A 15,957-nucleotide genomic window follows, 5' to 3' on the forward strand; every position below is an offset into this window, starting at 1 on the left:
TCTATCCTCCTTCATTCAAGTTTACTTATAGCTTAGCTTATGAAGCGCGCGAGCAAAAGGTGTGTGCTAGGCAGTCAGGTAGACAAATCATTCATTATGGCTTAAAATTAGTACCAGCTACTAAAGATTGGTTTTAAGTACGAAAATATCCTATAAAGGGGAAATTCAAGATGAACGCTGGTTTACTAGGTGTAGGACATTATGTACCAGAACGTGTATTAACCAACCACGACTTAGAGAAAATGGTTGATACATCTGACGAATGGATCCGCACTCGAACAGGTATCGAGGAAAGAAGAATCGCAGATGATGATATGAATACATCGGATATGGCTTATTTAGCTTCAAAAAAAGCTCTTGAAGATGCTAATATAAAAGCGGAAGATCTGGACCTTATTTTAGTTGCGACCGTAACTCCGGACTATCCATTTCCATCAGTTGGCTGTTTGCTTCAAGAGAAACTAGGAGCAACTAATGCTGCTGCAATGGATTTAAGTGCAGCTTGTGCAGGTTTCATGTACGGCATGATTACAGCTGGACAGTTCATTAACAATGATACTTACAAAAATATCCTAGTTGTAGGGGTTGAAAAACTTTCGAAAATTACGGACTGGGAAGATCGAAACACTGCGGTTCTCTTTGGTGATGGTGCTGGAGCTGCAGTCATTGGCCCAGTAACAGAAGGAAGAGGGATTCTTTCATTTGAACTTGGTTCAGATGGGGCAGGTGCCAAGCATCTCTACCAGGAGCCAAATGGCTTTATGGCAATGAACGGCAGAGAAGTGTTTAAGTTTGCCGTAAGACAAATGGGTCAGTCAGCTATTAATGTGATTGATAAGGCCGGTTTAACAAAGGAAGATGTTGATTTCTTAATTCCTCATCAGGCAAACATTCGAATTATGGAAGCATCCAGACAACGACTGGAACTCCCGGTTGAAAAGATGGCAACAACTGTGAAGAAGTATGGAAATACATCATCATCGACCATTCCAATTGCGCTTTCAGAAGCAATGGAAGAAGGTAGAGTGAAGGATGACGATGTTGTGATTCTTGTTGGTTTCGGAGGCGGTTTAACTTGGGGAGCCGTTGCCCTCAAATTAGGACGCTAAAATGGTAGTAGTGAAAAAAGGAGCGCTGGTATAAATGAAGAGAAGAGTTGTTATTACCGGGTTGGGGACGGTTTCCCCACTTGGAAATTCATTAGAGGAAACGTGGACAAATGTATTGAATGGTGTTTCTGGGATCAACCCATTAACTCGTTTAGATAAAGATCAGTTCGCAGCAAAAGTTTCAGGAGAAGCGCTTGAATTTGATCCGGAAAAATTCATGGACCGTAAAGAAGCTCGTAAAATGGACAGGTTTACACAGTTTGCTGTAGCCGCTTCTCAAATGGCTGTTGAAGATGCTGGTTTAAAGATTAATGAAGAAAATGCTGAGAGAGTTGGCGTTTGGATCGGGTCAGGTATAGGCGGTATGGAAACGTATGAATCACAATTCCGTACGTTCATGGATAAAGGCGCTCGTCGCGTTAGTCCATTCTTCGTTCCGATGATGATTCCAGATATGGCGTCAGGTCAAGTATCCATTATGCTTGGAGCTAAAGGAATTAACTCATGTACCGTAACTGCCTGTGCTTCAGGAACGAACTCAATCGGTGATTCGTTTAAAGTGATTCAGCGGGGTGATGCGGATGTGATGATCACCGGTGGATCTGAAGCGCCGATTACAAGCATGAGCGTAGCTGGATTTGGTTCGATGAAAGCACTATCTACAAATGCAGACCCAGCATCTGCAAGTCGCCCATTTGATGCAAACCGTGATGGGTTTGTCATTGGAGAAGGTGCTGGAATTCTTGTCATTGAAAGTCTTGAGTCTGCAGAAAAACGCGGTGCGAAGATTTATGCAGAGATCGTAGGTTACGGTTCTACTGGTGATGCGTACCACGTTACGCAACCTGCGCCTGAAGGAGAAGGTGGCGCAAGAGCCATGCAACAAGCAATTGATGATGCAGGCCTTTCTCCAACCGATATTGGCTATATTAACGCACACGGAACAAGTACAGATTATAACGACAAGTTTGAAACTGCCGCGATTAAGTCTGTGTTTGGAGAGCATGCTTATAAGCTTGCTGTTAGTTCGACAAAGTCGATGACTGGCCATTTACTTGGAGCAGCAGGTGCGGTTGAAGGTGTATTTTGTGCAAAAGTGTTAGAAGAAGGAATTCTTCCACCTACGATTAACTACGAAACGCCAGATCCAAACTGTGATCTTGACTATGTGCCAAATAAAGCCCGCAAAGCTGATGTGAAAGCCGTTATGAATAACTCACTTGGTTTTGGTGGTCATAATGCAACATTAGTGTTTAAGAAATTCGTGAAGTAAAGAACGTAACCTCTGGGAGAAATCCCGGGGGTTATTTTTTTGTGGACGGAGAGAGGTTAGTTTTTTTGCTTGTCTTCGCTTTTCATGATCCAGCTACGACTCGCAGAAACTGCGATATTTCACTCTTTCACCAGAACACAAAGGGCGTGTTCTATTTCAAGCGCTCCAATATCTCCGTTTCTAAACGCTCGTCTTCGCTTTTCGTGATCCAGCTGCAGTGCCCAGCCTCTCGATCGCTTCACCCCATAAAATGAACACAAAAAGCGTGTTCTTTTTATGGAGCTCCAGCACTTGTCGAGGCTAAACGGGCACTTCCGCTTTACATGAGATCCAGCTGCAGCCTCCAGACCCTCGGTCACTTCACCCTATAACTCGAACACAAAGACCGTGTTCAATTTATAGGGTTCCAGTGCCTGCCGTGTCTAACCGCCAACTTCCGCTTTTATGTCTAGCTGCGCGGGCCAAATCCTTCGGCTGTTTCACCTTTTTGATTGAGACAAAAAGCGTCTCATTCAAAAAGGCTCCAACATCCTGCGGATTTAAGCAGGCCCGCTCCGCTTTTCGTGAGATCCAGCTACGACTCGCAGAAACTGCGATATTTCACTCTTTCACCAGAACACAAAGGGCGTGTTCTATTTCAAGCGCTCCAATATCTCCGTTTCTAAACGCTCGTCTTCGCTTTTCATGAGATCTAGCTGCAGTGGGCAGACACTCGGTCACTTCACCCTATAACTCGAACACAAAGACCGTGTTCAATTTATAGGGTTCCAGTGCCTGCCGTGTCTAACCGCCAACTTCCGCTTTTATGTCTAGCTGCGCGGGCCAAATCCTTCGGCTGTTTCACCTTTTTGATTGAGACAAAAAGCGTCTCATTCAAAAAGGCTCCAACATCCTGCGGATTTAAGCAGGCCCGCTCCGCTTTTCAGTGTTCTATTAATCTTTTCTTAATAATATATTGATTATGGAATAATTTAACTTGGTCCTGACTATACTGTTTTTACAAACAGTAGCGAAGTGAGGGGTAGCCAGATGTTGTATTTGCGAGATGTTTGGGTGAATTGGTTTGAGGGCGAAGAGAATGGATACAACGTATGTAATTTCCATGAGTGGCGAAAAGATGATTTTATTGAACTATTGGATCAAGTGCCTGTCATTAAGGTAGAATCGGTCTTGTATCATTATATCGAGAATGATCTTACTGAGCTTCCGGAGAGTTTGCTTAATGATGTTTTTCAACAAAGCTATATTCGAAAGAACAATGAACGATCACCTTTAGAATATTGCTTCCTGGCTACGGATGGCAGAGGTGTAATCGTGATTGATACATTAGGATATAAGATTCCGATTCGCAAAAGTCGAGTGATTCCAAGACAGGAAAAAGCGGTTCATGAAATGGTGGCAGATATTGAAGCAACACGTTACCCATTTGAAACGGATCAACCTGTGAAGGAGCATCATATTCTTTCACCAGGACCAGATATTATGATGGGGCTAACACGAAAGGAAAGACAGTTAAAACAGCTTTTGTTTATGGCACTAGATCAGCTCTACTCAAGTGGGAACTCAGCTGAAATTCGGTATTGGTTTACAGAATGCCAGCCAAAAAAATATGTGCAGATTCAAAACATGGAAATGGACGAGGCATGGGAAGGGCTATATCGAGAAGTGAAAGCAGGTTGGTCAGCAAAACATGAGCAAATTTGTGAGCGGATTATTAAAGGGCAACCGTATTTTGAAAAAATATGGGAACTTGAAAAGGGAACGCATGTAAACTAAAAGAAGAAGGCTGCCGTCGGCAGCCTTCTTCTTTGTTAATTGGATCAAATTATCTTCTTTTTCTCTCAAGACCCATCGCACGCTCTGCTTTTGCTAGCATTTTAGAAGCTTTACGATTTGCTTTTTCAGCACCATGATCAAGAATGTCATCTAACTCAGCTGATGCAATGAGTTCGTTGTATCGTTCTTGGATCGGTCTTAACGTTTCTGCAATCACTTCCCCAAGTTCTGCTTTAAAGTCTCCATAACCTCGACCTTCATAAAGCGATTCAATTACTTCCACACTTTTTCCAGAACAAAGAGAGTAGATCGTTAACAGGTTTGAAATAGCTGGTTTCTCTTCTTTGTCATATCGGATAATGCCATCAGAATCCGTTACAGCACGTTTTACTTTTTTGATAATCGTTGCAGGGTCATCAAGCATAGAAATATAGGCATTTTGATTGGAGTCAGATTTACTCATTTTTTTCGATGGGTCCTGAAGTGACATAATACGCGCTCCAACTTTAGGAATGCGAGCATCAGGCATAACGAAGATGTCGTTATATTTACGATTAAAACGCTCGGCAAGATTTCGCGTCAGTTCAATGTGCTGTTTTTGGTCATCGCCTACAGGAACAATTTCTGTACCATATAAAAGGATATCCGCAGCCATTAATGGTGGATAGGTTAGAAGACCTGCGCTTACAGCATCTTTCCCAGTAGATTTATCTTTAAATTGCGTCATACGCTCAAGTTCGCCGATATAAGATACGCATTGTAGCATCCATGCGAGTTGGGCGTGAGCGGGTACTTCAGATTGAATAAACAGCGTGGATTTTTCAGGATTGATTCCTGATGCCAGGTAAAGGGCAGCAAGGCTTCTTGAATTTTGTTTTAATGCTTGCTTTTCCTGAGGTACAGTAATCGCGTGCTGGTTAACAACACAAAAGTAGCACTCATTATCGTCTTGTAGATCAGTAAAATGTTTCATTGCTCCTAAGTAGTTACCAATTGTTAATGTACCACTAGGTTGAATTCCGGAAAAAATAACGCTCATTGTGTAGTGCTCCTCTCAATATCAATAAAATGGAATACAAAAAGGTCCATTCCTCCCTTTATTGCTAGGGACGAATGGACCGTGGTGCCACCCTGCTTATCCAGTAAGACTGGATCACTTTATGGTAATGAATACCGCTAGTGGTAACGTGAATGCTCACGCCAATGCCTACTTACTCGTTCAGCAAAGGGGCTCAGAAGTCCATTCCAAAACGTGTGTTACCTGTTTTCACCAACCACAGGCTCTCTATAAACACATCAATTTGTACTACTCTTCCTCAAAGCCGTTCTGTATCCTTCTTCGTTACTAGTATAGCGCAATGATTTCATTCGATGCAACAAGTTAGCTACTGAATAAGAGCAATGGAAATTATAATCGTAATTATTGTACAAAAAGCACCAGCAAGTAGAAGAGGATAAGTAATGGGGTTATCATAATCCAGCTGATAGTTAATTTCAGAATGATCTTCTTCAATCATTTGGCGTTTAGCTGTATTTCGAAAATAGCGTTTAAAGGAATAGACGATGCCATCGAAGAAGCCAGTCTGAACCACATGAAGAGCTGCACCAATTAGTAACATTCCCAGAGCAATCATAAAGAGAATATCGGAAACTGGCTGTAAGGCAAATCCTTCATCAGATGTAATAGATATAACAGTTGAAGCGATAACGGCCAAAAAAACAAGTATACCTGACTTAAATGTAAGTGATTTCATAGTAACCCCCAAATATCTTTCTATAGCTAAGTATAAAAAAAGAAAGCGTCAAGAACAATAAAGAAGCGATAAAAAGCATGAAATATGTAACGACTTTACACATCGTTTATATTTCAGAATATTTCGCGACATGCATACAGTATACACCAACGTATACTATATACTTTCAGGTAAGGGGGATAGATAGATTTTCATACATTTCATTGTAAAAATTAAAATCTTACCCATAAACCAGAGAATTTATACCAGGACTAAAGAACTATTTTCTGTTATGCAAACGTAATGGTGACGCGGTTTTTGTAAATCAGTGTAAAAATTGTGTATGCAAAATAGTTAGAAAACTTGTATAATACGAGTTGTGGGCGAAACGAATCAAAAAATCTATCGTAAATTGTTGGATAATTTGATGAATTTCGTCATGCGGATTACTAGCTTTTATAGCTACATATTTTAAGGGAGGTCACACAGCATGAAGAAATCAAGATGGACGCTTGTCCTATCTCTTGTGCTTGTATTGAGCGTATTCCTGTCGGCTTGCGGCGGCGGCTCAAACAACGGGGGGAACAGTGGCGGAGAAGGCGACGGAGAAGGCGGTTCTGCTGAACAAGTACTTAACTTAGTAGAAACAGCTGAAATTCCTTCAATGGATACAACACAAGCTACTGATAACACATCTTTTAAAGCAATGAACCAGGTTTTCGAAGGACTTTATCGTCTTGACGAAAATAACGAGCCTACACTTGGTATGGCTGCTGACGAACCAGAAGAAGAAGAAAAAGACGGTGAAACTGTTTACACATTCACAATTCGCGATGACGCTAAATGGTCTGACGGATCTGATGTCGTAGCAGGAGATTTCATCTATGCTTGGCATAAAGCACTAAATCCAGATACAATTTCTCCTTACGCTTCTATGTTTGGTACTGCAGGAATCAAGAACGGTAATGCGATCATTACTGAAGGCGATCCTCTTTACGGTAAAGTAGAAGAGCTTGGAGCTAAAGCAGTAGACGAGAAAACACTTGAAATTACTGTAGAAAATCAAGTTCCTTATTTCAAATCATTGCTAACTTTCGCAACTTTCTATCCACAACCAGAAGGTTATGCTGAAGAGCAAGGCGATAATTTTGCACTAGAAGCTGACACTATGCTTTATAACGGACCATTCGTATTTGCTGAGTGGAATCACGGTGAAGGCTGGACTTATGAAAAGAATCCTGAGTATTGGGATGCTGAAACTGTAAACCTTGAAAAAGTTACTACTAAAGTTGTTCAAGATACAGCGACAACAGTTAACCTATACGAAACAGGCAAGATTGACCGTGCAGGTCTATCAGCTGACTTCGTCGATCAGTTCAAGGACAACGAAGAGTTCTCAACTCTTGTCGATCCTACAATGTACTTCATGCGTTTGAACCAAGAAAGAGAAGAACTAGCAAACAAAGATATTCGTAAAGCACTTTACCTTGCATATGACCGCGAAGGACTTGTAAATGTTCTTCTTAACAACGGATCAATTGCAGCTAAATATTTCGTTCCAAAAGACTTTGTAAAAGGTCCAGAAGGTGATGACTTCCGCGAATTCGCTCCAGACGGCTTCTATGCTGATCAAGGTGAAGAAGAAGCGAAAGAAGCATGGGAAGCTGGACTTGAAGCGCTAGGAACAGATTCTGTTGAACTTGAATTCCTAACAACTGATAACGAGCTTGCTGCGAAAATTGCAGAATATGCAAAAGATCAGTTTGAAACAAAGCTTGATGGCCTTACAATCACAATCAACAAACAGCCTTGGAAACAGTTCCTTGAGCTTGAAGATTCTGGTGACTTTGATATCTCAACTGGTGGTTGGGGACCAGACTATCCAGATCCAATGACGTTCCTTTATATGTTTGAAACAGACGGTGAATATAACCGCATGGGTTACTCAAGCGAGAAGTATGACGAGTTAGTTTCAGGAGCTAAGAAAGAAACTGATGAAGCGAAGCGTTGGAAAATGATGCAAGATGCTGAGAAAGTTCTAATGGAAGAGGACATTGCAATTGTTCCTACTTACCAAAAAGGTAACGCAATCCTTAAAAAGGATTACGTTAAGAACTTCTATGTTCACTCATTTGGAGCTGACTCATCTTACAAATGGATCAAGATTGAAAAATAAGTTTAGATTTTCAGGAGAGTATATGTCATCCTGACATATACTCTCTTTTTTACCTGTAATAAGAAATATGTCGAAAAGTAAGCTAGATTTTAAATAGATAGAAAATTTATTCTAGTGAAATTCCATTTTTCGACTTATAATAAACAGGCAGGTATCTTTTGAGGAGGTTGGTTGTAGTGGGACGTTATATTGGCGGAAGAATCATCTCAATGTTGATTACCTTCCTAATTATTGCTTCGCTAACATTTTTTCTAATGAAGCTTCTCCCTGGTACACCGTTTAATAACCAGGATAAGCTCACAGAAACACAAATTGTTCAATTGAATGATAAATACGGTTTGAACGATCCAGTTCCCGTACAGTACTTCAATTATATGAAGAATTTATTATCAGGTGACCTCGGTGTTTCCTTCCAGCAGGATGGCCGTGAAGTATCAACAATTATTGGTGAACGTATTGGACCATCTGCCTACCTTGGATTACAGTCCTTATTAGTTGGAACGCTTATTGGTCTTTTCCTTGGAATCATTGCAGCATTAAAACACAATTCATTCCTTGATTATGGAACAATGGTGATTGCCGTTCTTGGTATTTCCATTCCAAACTTCGTTATCGCTGGCCTTATGCAATACTGGTTTGGTGTAAAGTGGCAGCTTTTACCGGTAGCTTACTGGGATGGCTTTGCTTACACAATCATGCCAACGATTGCAATAGCTTCGATTGTTGTCGCAACTATAGCTCGTTTTATGAGAACGGAAATGTTAGAAGTTCTTGGACAGGACTATATTACAACAGCGAAGGCAAAAGGCTTAAGTAGCACAGCGGTTGTTATTAGACATACAATCCGTAATGCTTCTATACCTATCATTACCATTATGGGACCACTGGTTGTAGGTCTAATGACAGGTACTCTCGTAATTGAGCAAATTTTTGTTATTCCAGGACTTGGTGAAAAATTCGTTAACTCGATTTTAACAAACGATTTCCCAATTATTATGGGTACAACGCTTTTCTTTAGTGCACTATTTATAGTTGTAATTTTATTGGTAGATATCTTGTATGGTATTGTAGATCCTCGAATTCGTTTAGCGGGAGGTAAGAGCTAATGAGTATGAAACAAGAAAAGCTACACGACATCTCAGACGACATGTTTCAACCCGCTAATACTGAAGCTCTAGAAAATGAGCAAATTGCTCGTGAAAGTACTGGCTTTTGGAAAGATGCATGGAGAAGGTTGAAGAAAAATCCTGGTGCAATCACCGGTTTAATCATTATTGTTGCGATTATTTTACTTGCAATTTTTGGTCCAGGAATGAATGAACACTCATATTCTGAGCAGGAGTTAACGCGTGCAAAGCTTCCTGCTAAAGTACCGGTTCTAGAAAACATTGATTTCCTAGGTGTTAACGGTGTTGATATTCGTGGAACCGATCAGTATGAAGCAAAAGGTTATGAAGATGAGTATTTCTGGTTCGGTACAGATGAATTTGGTCGTGACCAGTGGACGCGTGTATGGCAGGGAACGCGTATTTCACTATTCATTGCAGCAGCAGCAGCGTTTATTGATTTTGTGATCGGTGTCGCTTACGGTGGAATTTCGGCCTATTACGGTGGACGAGTGGATAATTATCTCCAGCGTATTATTGAAGTGCTAGTTGGTATTCCAAACTTGATTTTGATTATCCTCTTTATTTTAATATTTGAACCTGGTATATTTTCCATTATCTTAGCCCTATCTGTCGGAGGATGGATTGGGATGGCACGGATTGTTCGTGGTCAAGTTTTAAAACTTAAATCGCAAGAATTTGTCCTAGCATCACGTACATTAGGAGCTACTAGTGGACGTGTGATAGGGAAACACTTGATTCCAAACGTACTTGGACAAATTATTATCACGACAATGTTTACAATTCCAAATGCGATTTTCTTCGAGGCATTTCTAAGCTTTATCGGTCTTGGACTACGACCGCCTGAAGCTTCATTAGGTTCTATCATTAATAGTGGTTTTAGAAGTCTACAAATTTATCCGCATCTTGTGCTCTGGCCATCTATTATCATTTCATTGATTATGATTGCCTTTAACCTTCTTGGTGACGGCCTGAGAGATGCATTTGATCCAAAGCTACGTAAATAGGGGGGAATTAGAATGGAAAAGATTCTAGAAGTGAACAATTTGCACGTCTCCTTTGATACGTTTGCTGGAGAGGTACAGGCAGTTCGTGGAGTAAACTTCCATTTAAATAAAGGTGAAACATTAGCAATCGTAGGAGAGTCAGGATCAGGTAAATCCGTAACATCAAAAGCGGTTATGCGCTTGATTCCAAACCCTCCCGGACGTATTAAAGAAGGTGAGATCAAGTTCGGCGATCGTGATCTTGCTCAGCTGTCCGAAAAGGAAATGCAAAAACTTCGTGGATCTGAAATCTCAATGATTTTCCAGGATCCAATGACATCATTGAACCCAACCATGACGATTGGAAAACAAATCATGGAAGGGTTAGTAAAGCATCAAAACATGAGTAAGTCTGAAGCTAAAGAACGTGCGATCGAGCTTTTGAAACTTGTTGGTATTCCAAATGCAGAGGGAAGAGTGAATGAATTTCCTCACCAATTCTCTGGTGGTATGAGACAGCGTGTGGTTATCGCGATTGCCCTTGCGTGTAATCCACGTGTACTTATTGCGGATGAGCCAACAACCGCACTTGATGTAACGATTCAGGCGCAAATTCTTGAACTATTAAATGACCTTCAAGAAAAAATGGGTACGTCGATTATCTTTATTACGCACGACCTTGGGGTTGTAGCAAATATTGCAGATCGTGTAGCTGTGATGTATGCAGGTAAAATCGTTGAAACAGGAACTGTTGATGAAATCTTCTACAACCCTCAGCATCCTTACACTTGGGGACTTCTTGGTTCGATGCCAAGTCTTGATTCAACGGATGAAGAGCTAATTGCGATTCCAGGTTCACCTCCAGATCTTCTTGATCCGCCTAAAGGTGACGCATTTGCTCCACGTAATCCTTATGCGATGAAGATTGACACGGAGATGGAACCACCTTTATTCAAGATTTCAGATACGCACTATGCCGCTACTTGGCTATTGCACGAAAAGGCACCTAAAATAGAACCGCCTGCAGCGATTAAAAAGCGGATGCAGGGTATGGCTCCAAGCGAGCCGATTATTGGCGCGAAAGATGGTGGGAAGAATGTCTAGTCAAGAGAAACTATTAGAAATCAAAAACTTGAAGCAGCATTTTAAAGTAGGTAAAAGCACTGTAAAAGCTGTTGATGGTTTAACATTTGATATTTATAAAGGTGAGACGTTCGGCCTTGTTGGTGAGTCTGGTTGTGGGAAATCGACAACTGGACGAACGATCATTCGCCTTTACGATGCAACAGATGGTGAAGTTCGTTTTAATGGTGAAGATGTTCATGGAAAGAAGTCTGCAAAAGAGCTTAAGAAGTTTAACCAAAAAATGCAGATGATTTTCCAGGATCCATATGCTTCCTTAAATCCGAGAATGACCGTTTCTGATATTATTGCAGAAGGTATTGATATCCACGGTCTTGCAACGTCTAAGAAAGCTCGTATGGACAAAGTGGTTGATCTTCTTGAAACAGTAGGATTGAACAAAGAGCATGCGAACCGCTACCCCCACGAATTTAGTGGTGGACAAAGACAGCGTATCGGAATCGCTCGCGCCCTTGCTGTAGATCCGGAGTTTATCATTGCGGATGAGCCAATTTCTGCACTAGATGTTTCGATTCAAGCACAGGTCGTTAACTTGATGAAAAAGCTACAGCGTGAAAAAGGCTTAACGTATTTGTTTATTGCGCATGACCTTTCGATGGTGAAATACATCAGTGATCGTATTGGTGTTATGTATCGTGGTCAAATTGTAGAGCTTGCTGAAAGTGAAGAGCTTTACCGTAACCCGCTGCACCCCTATACGCAGTCGCTACTTTCTGCGATTCCACTTCCGGATCCAGAATATGAGCGTTCAAGAAAGCGTAAAATTTATGATCCTGAAAAGCACCTTCCTAAAGATGGGGAAGAGCGTGTCCTTCGTGAAGTTATGGAAGGCCACTGGATTGCTTGTACAGAGGAAGAGTACCAAAAGTATCAGGTAACGGTTTAAAACCGTCAAGGACCGCATTTCAGCTGAAATGCGGTCCTTTTCTATGATGCTTTTTTGTTTTTAAATTTTGTTACAAGATAAGTGATGTACATGATGAGTGGTACGATCAGAAATCCTTTAATATAAAGGGATAAGTCAGTGTACAGCGAATAGTCTACTAAAATAAGGCCACATAGAATAAAAGTGGAAATGAGTAAACTAAGTTTCAATTTAGACATAAGAGCTCCTTTTGGATGGTGAAGTTTTAAATTAAGCTAGCGTTAAATACAAAATAGGTCTTTTAAGGAGGTATTGTATGATCTTTTACGCATTTAACCCTGAATTTGATAACGAAACACTCGAATCAATCAGGTCTGAAAACGTCATAAGAGTCGGAAAAGCACCTTCCCCTCATTCTACAATATACCTTTTTGAATCAAAAGATCAAACAGTTGGTTACGTATGGATGGAAAGTATATCAGAGTGCATGGAGTTATTGGAGTTTTTTTATAAAGGTTCAGAAGAAAAAAGATGGGGTCTTTATGATTTTGTAGTTAAGTTAGCTGAAAAACAGAGAAAAAAAGCAATTAGAATGAAAACGCCGGCTAATGAAATGGGAGAGAAGTTTCTTAAAAAATGGGGAGGGATGGTGGTGGAAAGGGATGAAAGGGGGATGCTCATAGAAATCCCTTTCCTATGCGAATGGGAGTAAGTCTATACACTTTGTTGCCACTCATTTTGATTGTTTAAACTACTATCAATCAAATCATCCAATGCATTAAGCTCAACCCTTGCTTCCTCTTCAGACATCACTTTGTAGTGGTGTTTGCCACCGGGCTCTTCGTCAGCTTCATCAGCCATAGCGACGACTTCTTGCAATGCATTGCGGTTAACTGTACCCATAAAGTACGAATCTGTATGAAAAAGAATGGCAACGGCAATTTCTTTAGCTGATACAGGATTTTCACCGAGGCGAATAAGCATTTTGTGTGCTCGCTCAGCCCCCTTAATCGCATGAATGTCATTTTGTTTATATAAATTATAGTCCCATTGTCCATTGCGGTACCATGTATAGTGACCAATATCGTGAAGTAAAGCTGCTTTTGTAGCAAGATCTGGATTAACCTCATGCTTATTTGCAAAATGATAAGCGTGTTTGGCCACGGTAATCGCATGAGCCAGTCCAGCGCGCTTTAGGTATTTTCGTGCAAATGGAAGTTGGAAAATATCTGATAAGGTTACGTTTCTCATGTTAATGGCCTCCTAACTTTCTTGAATTTATTTTTCTAAACATCATACCATTTAGAAAAAAATAAATCAATCATAAGTGTTCACGAAAAAGACATGAGAAATTTTACTGGAAGTTCTTTCAAAGCCCGGTTATTCGTCTTATAATAGAGGAGGCAAACTAATAAAGGGGAGAGAAGCTGTGCGTATTTTTAAACTTGGGTTGAAAAGCCTGCTCGCGTCATTTTTGCTATTTTCTGTGTTCGGACAACCTGTATTTGCAGAAGATGCACGATCCGCGACAAATCTTAAAGGTTTTGAATTAGAAAACAAAGAATTAACACTTCCAGATCGTCTTCCAAGATTTGTTTATGATTCTGGACTGGATTTTAAGTATCCAGATGCAGTACGAGGTATTTATGTAACGGGAAATTCAGCTGGGGGAAGTCGTTTTAGTAAGCTCACGGAGTTCGTGAATTCAACAGATCTAAATGCAATGGTCATCGATATTAAAGATGATTTTGGTAACCTTACATATGAACCAAAGAAGGACTCGCCATTGGCAGAGTACGAGATTGGGAAACCTTATATGAAAGATCCTCGCAGCGTATTAGAAGAAATGGAGAAAAACGATATTTATCCAATTGCGAGAGTAGTTGTTTTTAAGGATACTGTGCTTGCGGAAGCGAGACCAGAACTTTCCTATAAAGAGGGCGGTTCTGTTTGGAAAAATGGACGCGGAGAAGCATTTGTTAACCCATTTAAAGAAGAAGTGTGGGATTATAACGTGGAAATTGCAATTGAAGCAGCTAAAATGGGCTTCAAAGAAATTCAATTCGACTACGTTCGTTTCCCAGAAGGATTTGAAACACGCGAAGATACATTAGAGTATTCGATGGGCAAGTATGCCGATATGGATATGGACAATGTCCAAAAACGAGTTCAAGCTGTCACTGATTTTGTGGAATATGCAAATTCTAAACTTGAACAATATGATGTCGATGTATCGGTTGATATTTTTGGCTACTCAGCGACGATTCCTGAAGCACCAGGAATTGGACAAAACTTCTCTAAAATTTCAAGTAATGTTGATGTGATTTCGTCCATGATCTACCCAAGTCATTGGGGATCTTACTTTGGTATCGCTAAGCCGGATCTTGAGCCATACAACTTAGTGAACGAATATGCGAAGGTAGAGAACGAAGTGTTAGGTAAGCTTGAAGAAGCACCTACAAGTCGTCCTTGGATTCAGGATTTCACTGCAAGCTATCTTGGTAGCGGAAATTATTTAAACTATGGTAAAGCGGAAGTTGAAGCGCAAATCAAAGCTTTAAAGGACAACGGCATTAATGAATTCCTACTATGGGATGCGAGTAATAGTTATACAAAAAACGTCGATTATACACCATGATTTCAAGAAAAGACCGCCAATGAGAGCGGTCTTTTCTAATTAGTTAGGATCATTCGATAATTTCTTCCAGTTTTTTTGACTACTATGAAGTGGTTTCTGAAAAATATTCTTGTTCTTTTGGAAAAGGAGACGACCTGAAGCATTTAAAAATACCGCAATAAAAGCTGTAAAAATAATAAGCAGCACAGTTAATAAAAGAAATTCACTAAAAAAATTCATGTCCTTCCTCCTCATATCTTCTTATAGTATGAGTGTACTAAATGTTTACTTATTTAAGAAGAGGGGAAAATAATCATTAGCATGTCTAGCACTATTTTACTGGATAAATGTGTTATACTGATAGTGAAGAATTAATTATAAGGGAGTAGATCAATGAACTGGTATGAGAAGCTGAAGCAATATTTCCCCATTGAAGAGATGAAATCAAAAGAGCATATGGACTTGCTATTGGAAGAAAAGGGTGACATTTACAATAAGGACGAGGGACCGCACCATGTTCTAATGTATGCCGATCTTCCTGATTTCATATTCGTGGACTATATTTTCGTTTCCAGGGATGCCAGAGGTCAGGGGCTAGGAAAGAAATTAATTGAACAATTGAAAGAAAAGCAAAAACCAATTATCCTTGAGGTTGAGCCGGTTGATTATGAAGAAACCGATACGGAAAAAAGACAGCGCTTTTATCTTCGAGAAGGTTTTAAACATGCGAAGTCAATTGGCTATCGTAGAAGATCTCTTGCTACCAACGAGATTAATGAAATGGAGATCTTATACTGGTCACCGAGTGAAGCTGGAGAGAAAGAAGTATACGAAGCAATGAAACACACGTATCAAGAGATTCACACATATAAGGATAAACAGCTTTATGGTGAATCGTATCAGCCGGTAGAAGAAGTGTTGAGCCTTAAAGAAGAGAAGGAACTTATCGAAGAATAAGAGTACTGTTTTCGATCAGGAGGGAAACTTCTTATGAAGAATCGTGAGAAGAAAAAGCAAAAGAAGCGCGAATGGTTGAAGGATTTATTGAAAAGACGCTGGAAAACCTGGAAACCGCAGTCTTCGAAAGAGCCCGCCTCAAATACGAGAACATCTGCTTAATGCTAGCGATTATAAAAACCGAAAGCCAATGAC

The 15,957-nt window shown here is 40.4% G+C and carries 17 protein-coding genes and 1 other annotated feature; of the genes, 12 read left to right on the plus strand and 5 right to left on the minus strand.

The window, feature by feature from the left end; genetic code table 11:
• Window positions 1-170: 170 nt before the first annotated feature.
• From PQ578_RS12455 to PQ578_RS12465, 3 genes are all read left to right on the plus strand, one after another.
• Window positions 171-1,109 carry a beta-ketoacyl-ACP synthase III gene (locus PQ578_RS12455; protein ID WP_098443119.1) on the plus strand — a complete coding sequence of 313 codons (939 nt, stop codon included), beginning with the start codon at window positions 171-173 and terminating at the stop codon, window positions 1,107-1,109.
• A gap of 34 nt (window positions 1,110-1,143) precedes the next feature.
• Window positions 1,144-2,382, plus strand: coding sequence for a beta-ketoacyl-ACP synthase II (gene fabF, locus PQ578_RS12460; RefSeq protein WP_166001454.1), 1,239 nt, complete (start codon window positions 1,144-1,146; stop codon window positions 2,380-2,382).
• 1,029 nt (window positions 2,383-3,411) lie between these two features.
• Window positions 3,412-4,158: a YjbA family protein gene (locus PQ578_RS12465; protein ID WP_273834632.1), complete on the plus strand. Its 747-nt coding sequence runs from the start codon at window positions 3,412-3,414 to the stop codon at window positions 4,156-4,158.
• A gap of 49 nt (window positions 4,159-4,207) precedes the next feature.
• Here the strand turns inward: PQ578_RS12465 and trpS are convergent, their stop codons facing one another.
• Window positions 4,208-5,197 carry a tryptophan--tRNA ligase gene (gene trpS / locus PQ578_RS12470; protein WP_273834633.1) on the minus strand — a complete coding sequence of 330 codons (990 nt, stop codon included), beginning with the start codon at window positions 5,195-5,197 and terminating at the stop codon, window positions 4,208-4,210.
• A gap of 63 nt (window positions 5,198-5,260) precedes the next feature.
• Window positions 5,261-5,487 (minus strand) — a binding site (T-box leader).
• A 56-nt stretch (window positions 5,488-5,543) separates the two neighbouring features.
• Complete coding sequence (locus PQ578_RS12475) at window positions 5,544-5,912, minus strand: DUF3899 domain-containing protein (protein WP_273834634.1); 369 nt, start codon at window positions 5,910-5,912, stop codon at window positions 5,544-5,546.
• A 469-nt stretch (window positions 5,913-6,381) separates the two neighbouring features.
• Here PQ578_RS12475 and PQ578_RS12480 point away from each other — a divergent pair, with 469 nt between their 5' ends.
• From PQ578_RS12480 to PQ578_RS12500, 5 genes are all read left to right on the plus strand, one after another.
• Entirely contained in the window at window positions 6,382-8,067 is a 1,686-nt protein-coding gene (locus PQ578_RS12480) for a peptide ABC transporter substrate-binding protein (RefSeq protein ID WP_273834635.1), read from the plus strand.
• 176 nt (window positions 8,068-8,243) lie between these two features.
• Window positions 8,244-9,173, plus strand: a complete 930-nt coding sequence (gene opp3b / locus PQ578_RS12485; RefSeq protein ID WP_273834636.1) for an oligopeptide ABC transporter permease — start codon at window positions 8,244-8,246, stop codon at window positions 9,171-9,173.
• A gap of 5 nt (window positions 9,174-9,178) precedes the next feature.
• Window positions 9,179-10,201 carry an oligopeptide ABC transporter permease gene (gene opp3C / locus PQ578_RS12490; protein ID WP_273834970.1) on the plus strand — a complete coding sequence of 341 codons (1,023 nt, stop codon included), beginning with the start codon at window positions 9,179-9,181 and terminating at the stop codon, window positions 10,199-10,201.
• 12 nt (window positions 10,202-10,213) lie between these two features.
• Complete coding sequence (locus tag PQ578_RS12495; RefSeq protein WP_273834637.1) at window positions 10,214-11,284, plus strand: ABC transporter ATP-binding protein; 1,071 nt, start codon at window positions 10,214-10,216, stop codon at window positions 11,282-11,284.
• Complete coding sequence (locus PQ578_RS12500) at window positions 11,277-12,209, plus strand: ABC transporter ATP-binding protein (RefSeq protein WP_273834638.1); 933 nt, start codon at window positions 11,277-11,279, stop codon at window positions 12,207-12,209. Before PQ578_RS12495 ends, PQ578_RS12500 begins: the two co-directional genes overlap by 8 nt.
• Window positions 12,210-12,250: 41 nt before the next feature.
• Here the strand turns inward: PQ578_RS12500 and PQ578_RS12505 are convergent, their stop codons facing one another.
• A complete protein-coding gene (locus PQ578_RS12505) occupies window positions 12,251-12,427 on the minus strand; it encodes a hypothetical protein (RefSeq protein WP_273834639.1) in 177 nt (58 codons plus the stop codon).
• Window positions 12,428-12,504: 77 nt separating this feature from the next.
• Between PQ578_RS12505 and PQ578_RS12510 the strand changes: the two genes are divergently transcribed.
• Window positions 12,505-12,900, plus strand: a complete 396-nt coding sequence (locus PQ578_RS12510) for a hypothetical protein (RefSeq protein WP_273834640.1) — start codon at window positions 12,505-12,507, stop codon at window positions 12,898-12,900.
• A gap of 2 nt (window positions 12,901-12,902) precedes the next feature.
• Here PQ578_RS12510 and PQ578_RS12515 read toward each other — a convergent pair whose 3' ends face one another.
• Window positions 12,903-13,439 (minus strand): HD domain-containing protein, encoded by a 537-nt coding sequence (locus tag PQ578_RS12515; protein WP_273834641.1) that lies wholly within the window; start codon window positions 13,437-13,439, stop codon window positions 12,903-12,905.
• Window positions 13,440-13,617: 178 nt separating this feature from the next.
• On the opposite strand from PQ578_RS12515, the gene PQ578_RS12520 reads away from it, so the two are divergent.
• Window positions 13,618-14,826 (plus strand): putative glycoside hydrolase, encoded by a 1,209-nt coding sequence (locus PQ578_RS12520; protein WP_273834642.1) that lies wholly within the window; start codon window positions 13,618-13,620, stop codon window positions 14,824-14,826.
• A gap of 39 nt (window positions 14,827-14,865) precedes the next feature.
• Here the strand turns inward: PQ578_RS12520 and PQ578_RS12525 are convergent, their stop codons facing one another.
• Window positions 14,866-15,045, minus strand: coding sequence for a hypothetical protein (locus PQ578_RS12525; protein ID WP_273834643.1), 180 nt, complete (start codon window positions 15,043-15,045; stop codon window positions 14,866-14,868).
• Between the two features lie 153 nt (window positions 15,046-15,198).
• Between PQ578_RS12525 and PQ578_RS12530 the strand changes: the two genes are divergently transcribed.
• Both PQ578_RS12530 and PQ578_RS12535 read left to right on the plus strand, forming a co-directional pair.
• A complete protein-coding gene (locus tag PQ578_RS12530) occupies window positions 15,199-15,762 on the plus strand; it encodes a GNAT family N-acetyltransferase (protein ID WP_098443131.1) in 564 nt (187 codons plus the stop codon).
• 33 nt (window positions 15,763-15,795) lie between these two features.
• Window positions 15,796-15,924 carry a hypothetical protein gene (locus PQ578_RS12535; RefSeq protein ID WP_255462008.1) on the plus strand — a complete coding sequence of 43 codons (129 nt, stop codon included), beginning with the start codon at window positions 15,796-15,798 and terminating at the stop codon, window positions 15,922-15,924.
• Window positions 15,925-15,957: the final 33 nt, after the last annotated feature.

Source organism: Guptibacillus sedimenti (genome assembly GCF_028610665.1).
Classification (GTDB): Bacteria; Bacillota; Bacilli; order Bacillales; family Guptibacillaceae; genus Guptibacillus; species Guptibacillus sedimenti.

What these genes read in the sequence shown, in the direction of transcription:
- PQ578_RS12455 (WP_098443119.1), top strand. Translation starts at nt 171, where the DNA reads ATGAACGCTGGTTTACTAGGTGTAGGACATTATGTACCAGAACGTGTA.
- fabF (WP_166001454.1), top strand. Translation starts at nt 1,144, where the DNA reads ATGAAGAGAAGAGTTGTTATTACCGGGTTGGGGACGGTTTCCCCACTT.
- PQ578_RS12465 (WP_273834632.1), top strand. Translation starts at nt 3,412, where the DNA reads ATGTTGTATTTGCGAGATGTTTGGGTGAATTGGTTTGAGGGCGAAGAG.
- trpS (WP_273834633.1), bottom strand. Translation starts at nt 5,197, where the DNA reads ATGAGCGTTATTTTTTCCGGAATTCAACCTAGTGGTACATTAACAATT.
- PQ578_RS12475 (WP_273834634.1), bottom strand. Translation starts at nt 5,912, where the DNA reads ATGAAATCACTTACATTTAAGTCAGGTATACTTGTTTTTTTGGCCGTT.
- PQ578_RS12480 (WP_273834635.1), top strand. Translation starts at nt 6,382, where the DNA reads ATGAAGAAATCAAGATGGACGCTTGTCCTATCTCTTGTGCTTGTATTG.
- opp3C (WP_273834970.1), top strand. Translation starts at nt 9,179, where the DNA reads ATGAAACAAGAAAAGCTACACGACATCTCAGACGACATGTTTCAACCC.
- PQ578_RS12495 (WP_273834637.1), top strand. Translation starts at nt 10,214, where the DNA reads ATGGAAAAGATTCTAGAAGTGAACAATTTGCACGTCTCCTTTGATACG.
- PQ578_RS12500 (WP_273834638.1), top strand. Translation starts at nt 11,277, where the DNA reads ATGTCTAGTCAAGAGAAACTATTAGAAATCAAAAACTTGAAGCAGCAT.
- PQ578_RS12505 (WP_273834639.1), bottom strand. Translation starts at nt 12,427, where the DNA reads ATGTCTAAATTGAAACTTAGTTTACTCATTTCCACTTTTATTCTATGT.
- PQ578_RS12510 (WP_273834640.1), top strand. Translation starts at nt 12,505, where the DNA reads ATGATCTTTTACGCATTTAACCCTGAATTTGATAACGAAACACTCGAA.
- PQ578_RS12515 (WP_273834641.1), bottom strand. Translation starts at nt 13,439, where the DNA reads ATGAGAAACGTAACCTTATCAGATATTTTCCAACTTCCATTTGCACGA.
- PQ578_RS12525 (WP_273834643.1), bottom strand. Translation starts at nt 15,045, where the DNA reads ATGAATTTTTTTAGTGAATTTCTTTTATTAACTGTGCTGCTTATTATT.
- PQ578_RS12530 (WP_098443131.1), top strand. Translation starts at nt 15,199, where the DNA reads ATGAACTGGTATGAGAAGCTGAAGCAATATTTCCCCATTGAAGAGATG.
- PQ578_RS12535 (WP_255462008.1), top strand. Translation starts at nt 15,796, where the DNA reads ATGAAGAATCGTGAGAAGAAAAAGCAAAAGAAGCGCGAATGGTTGAAG.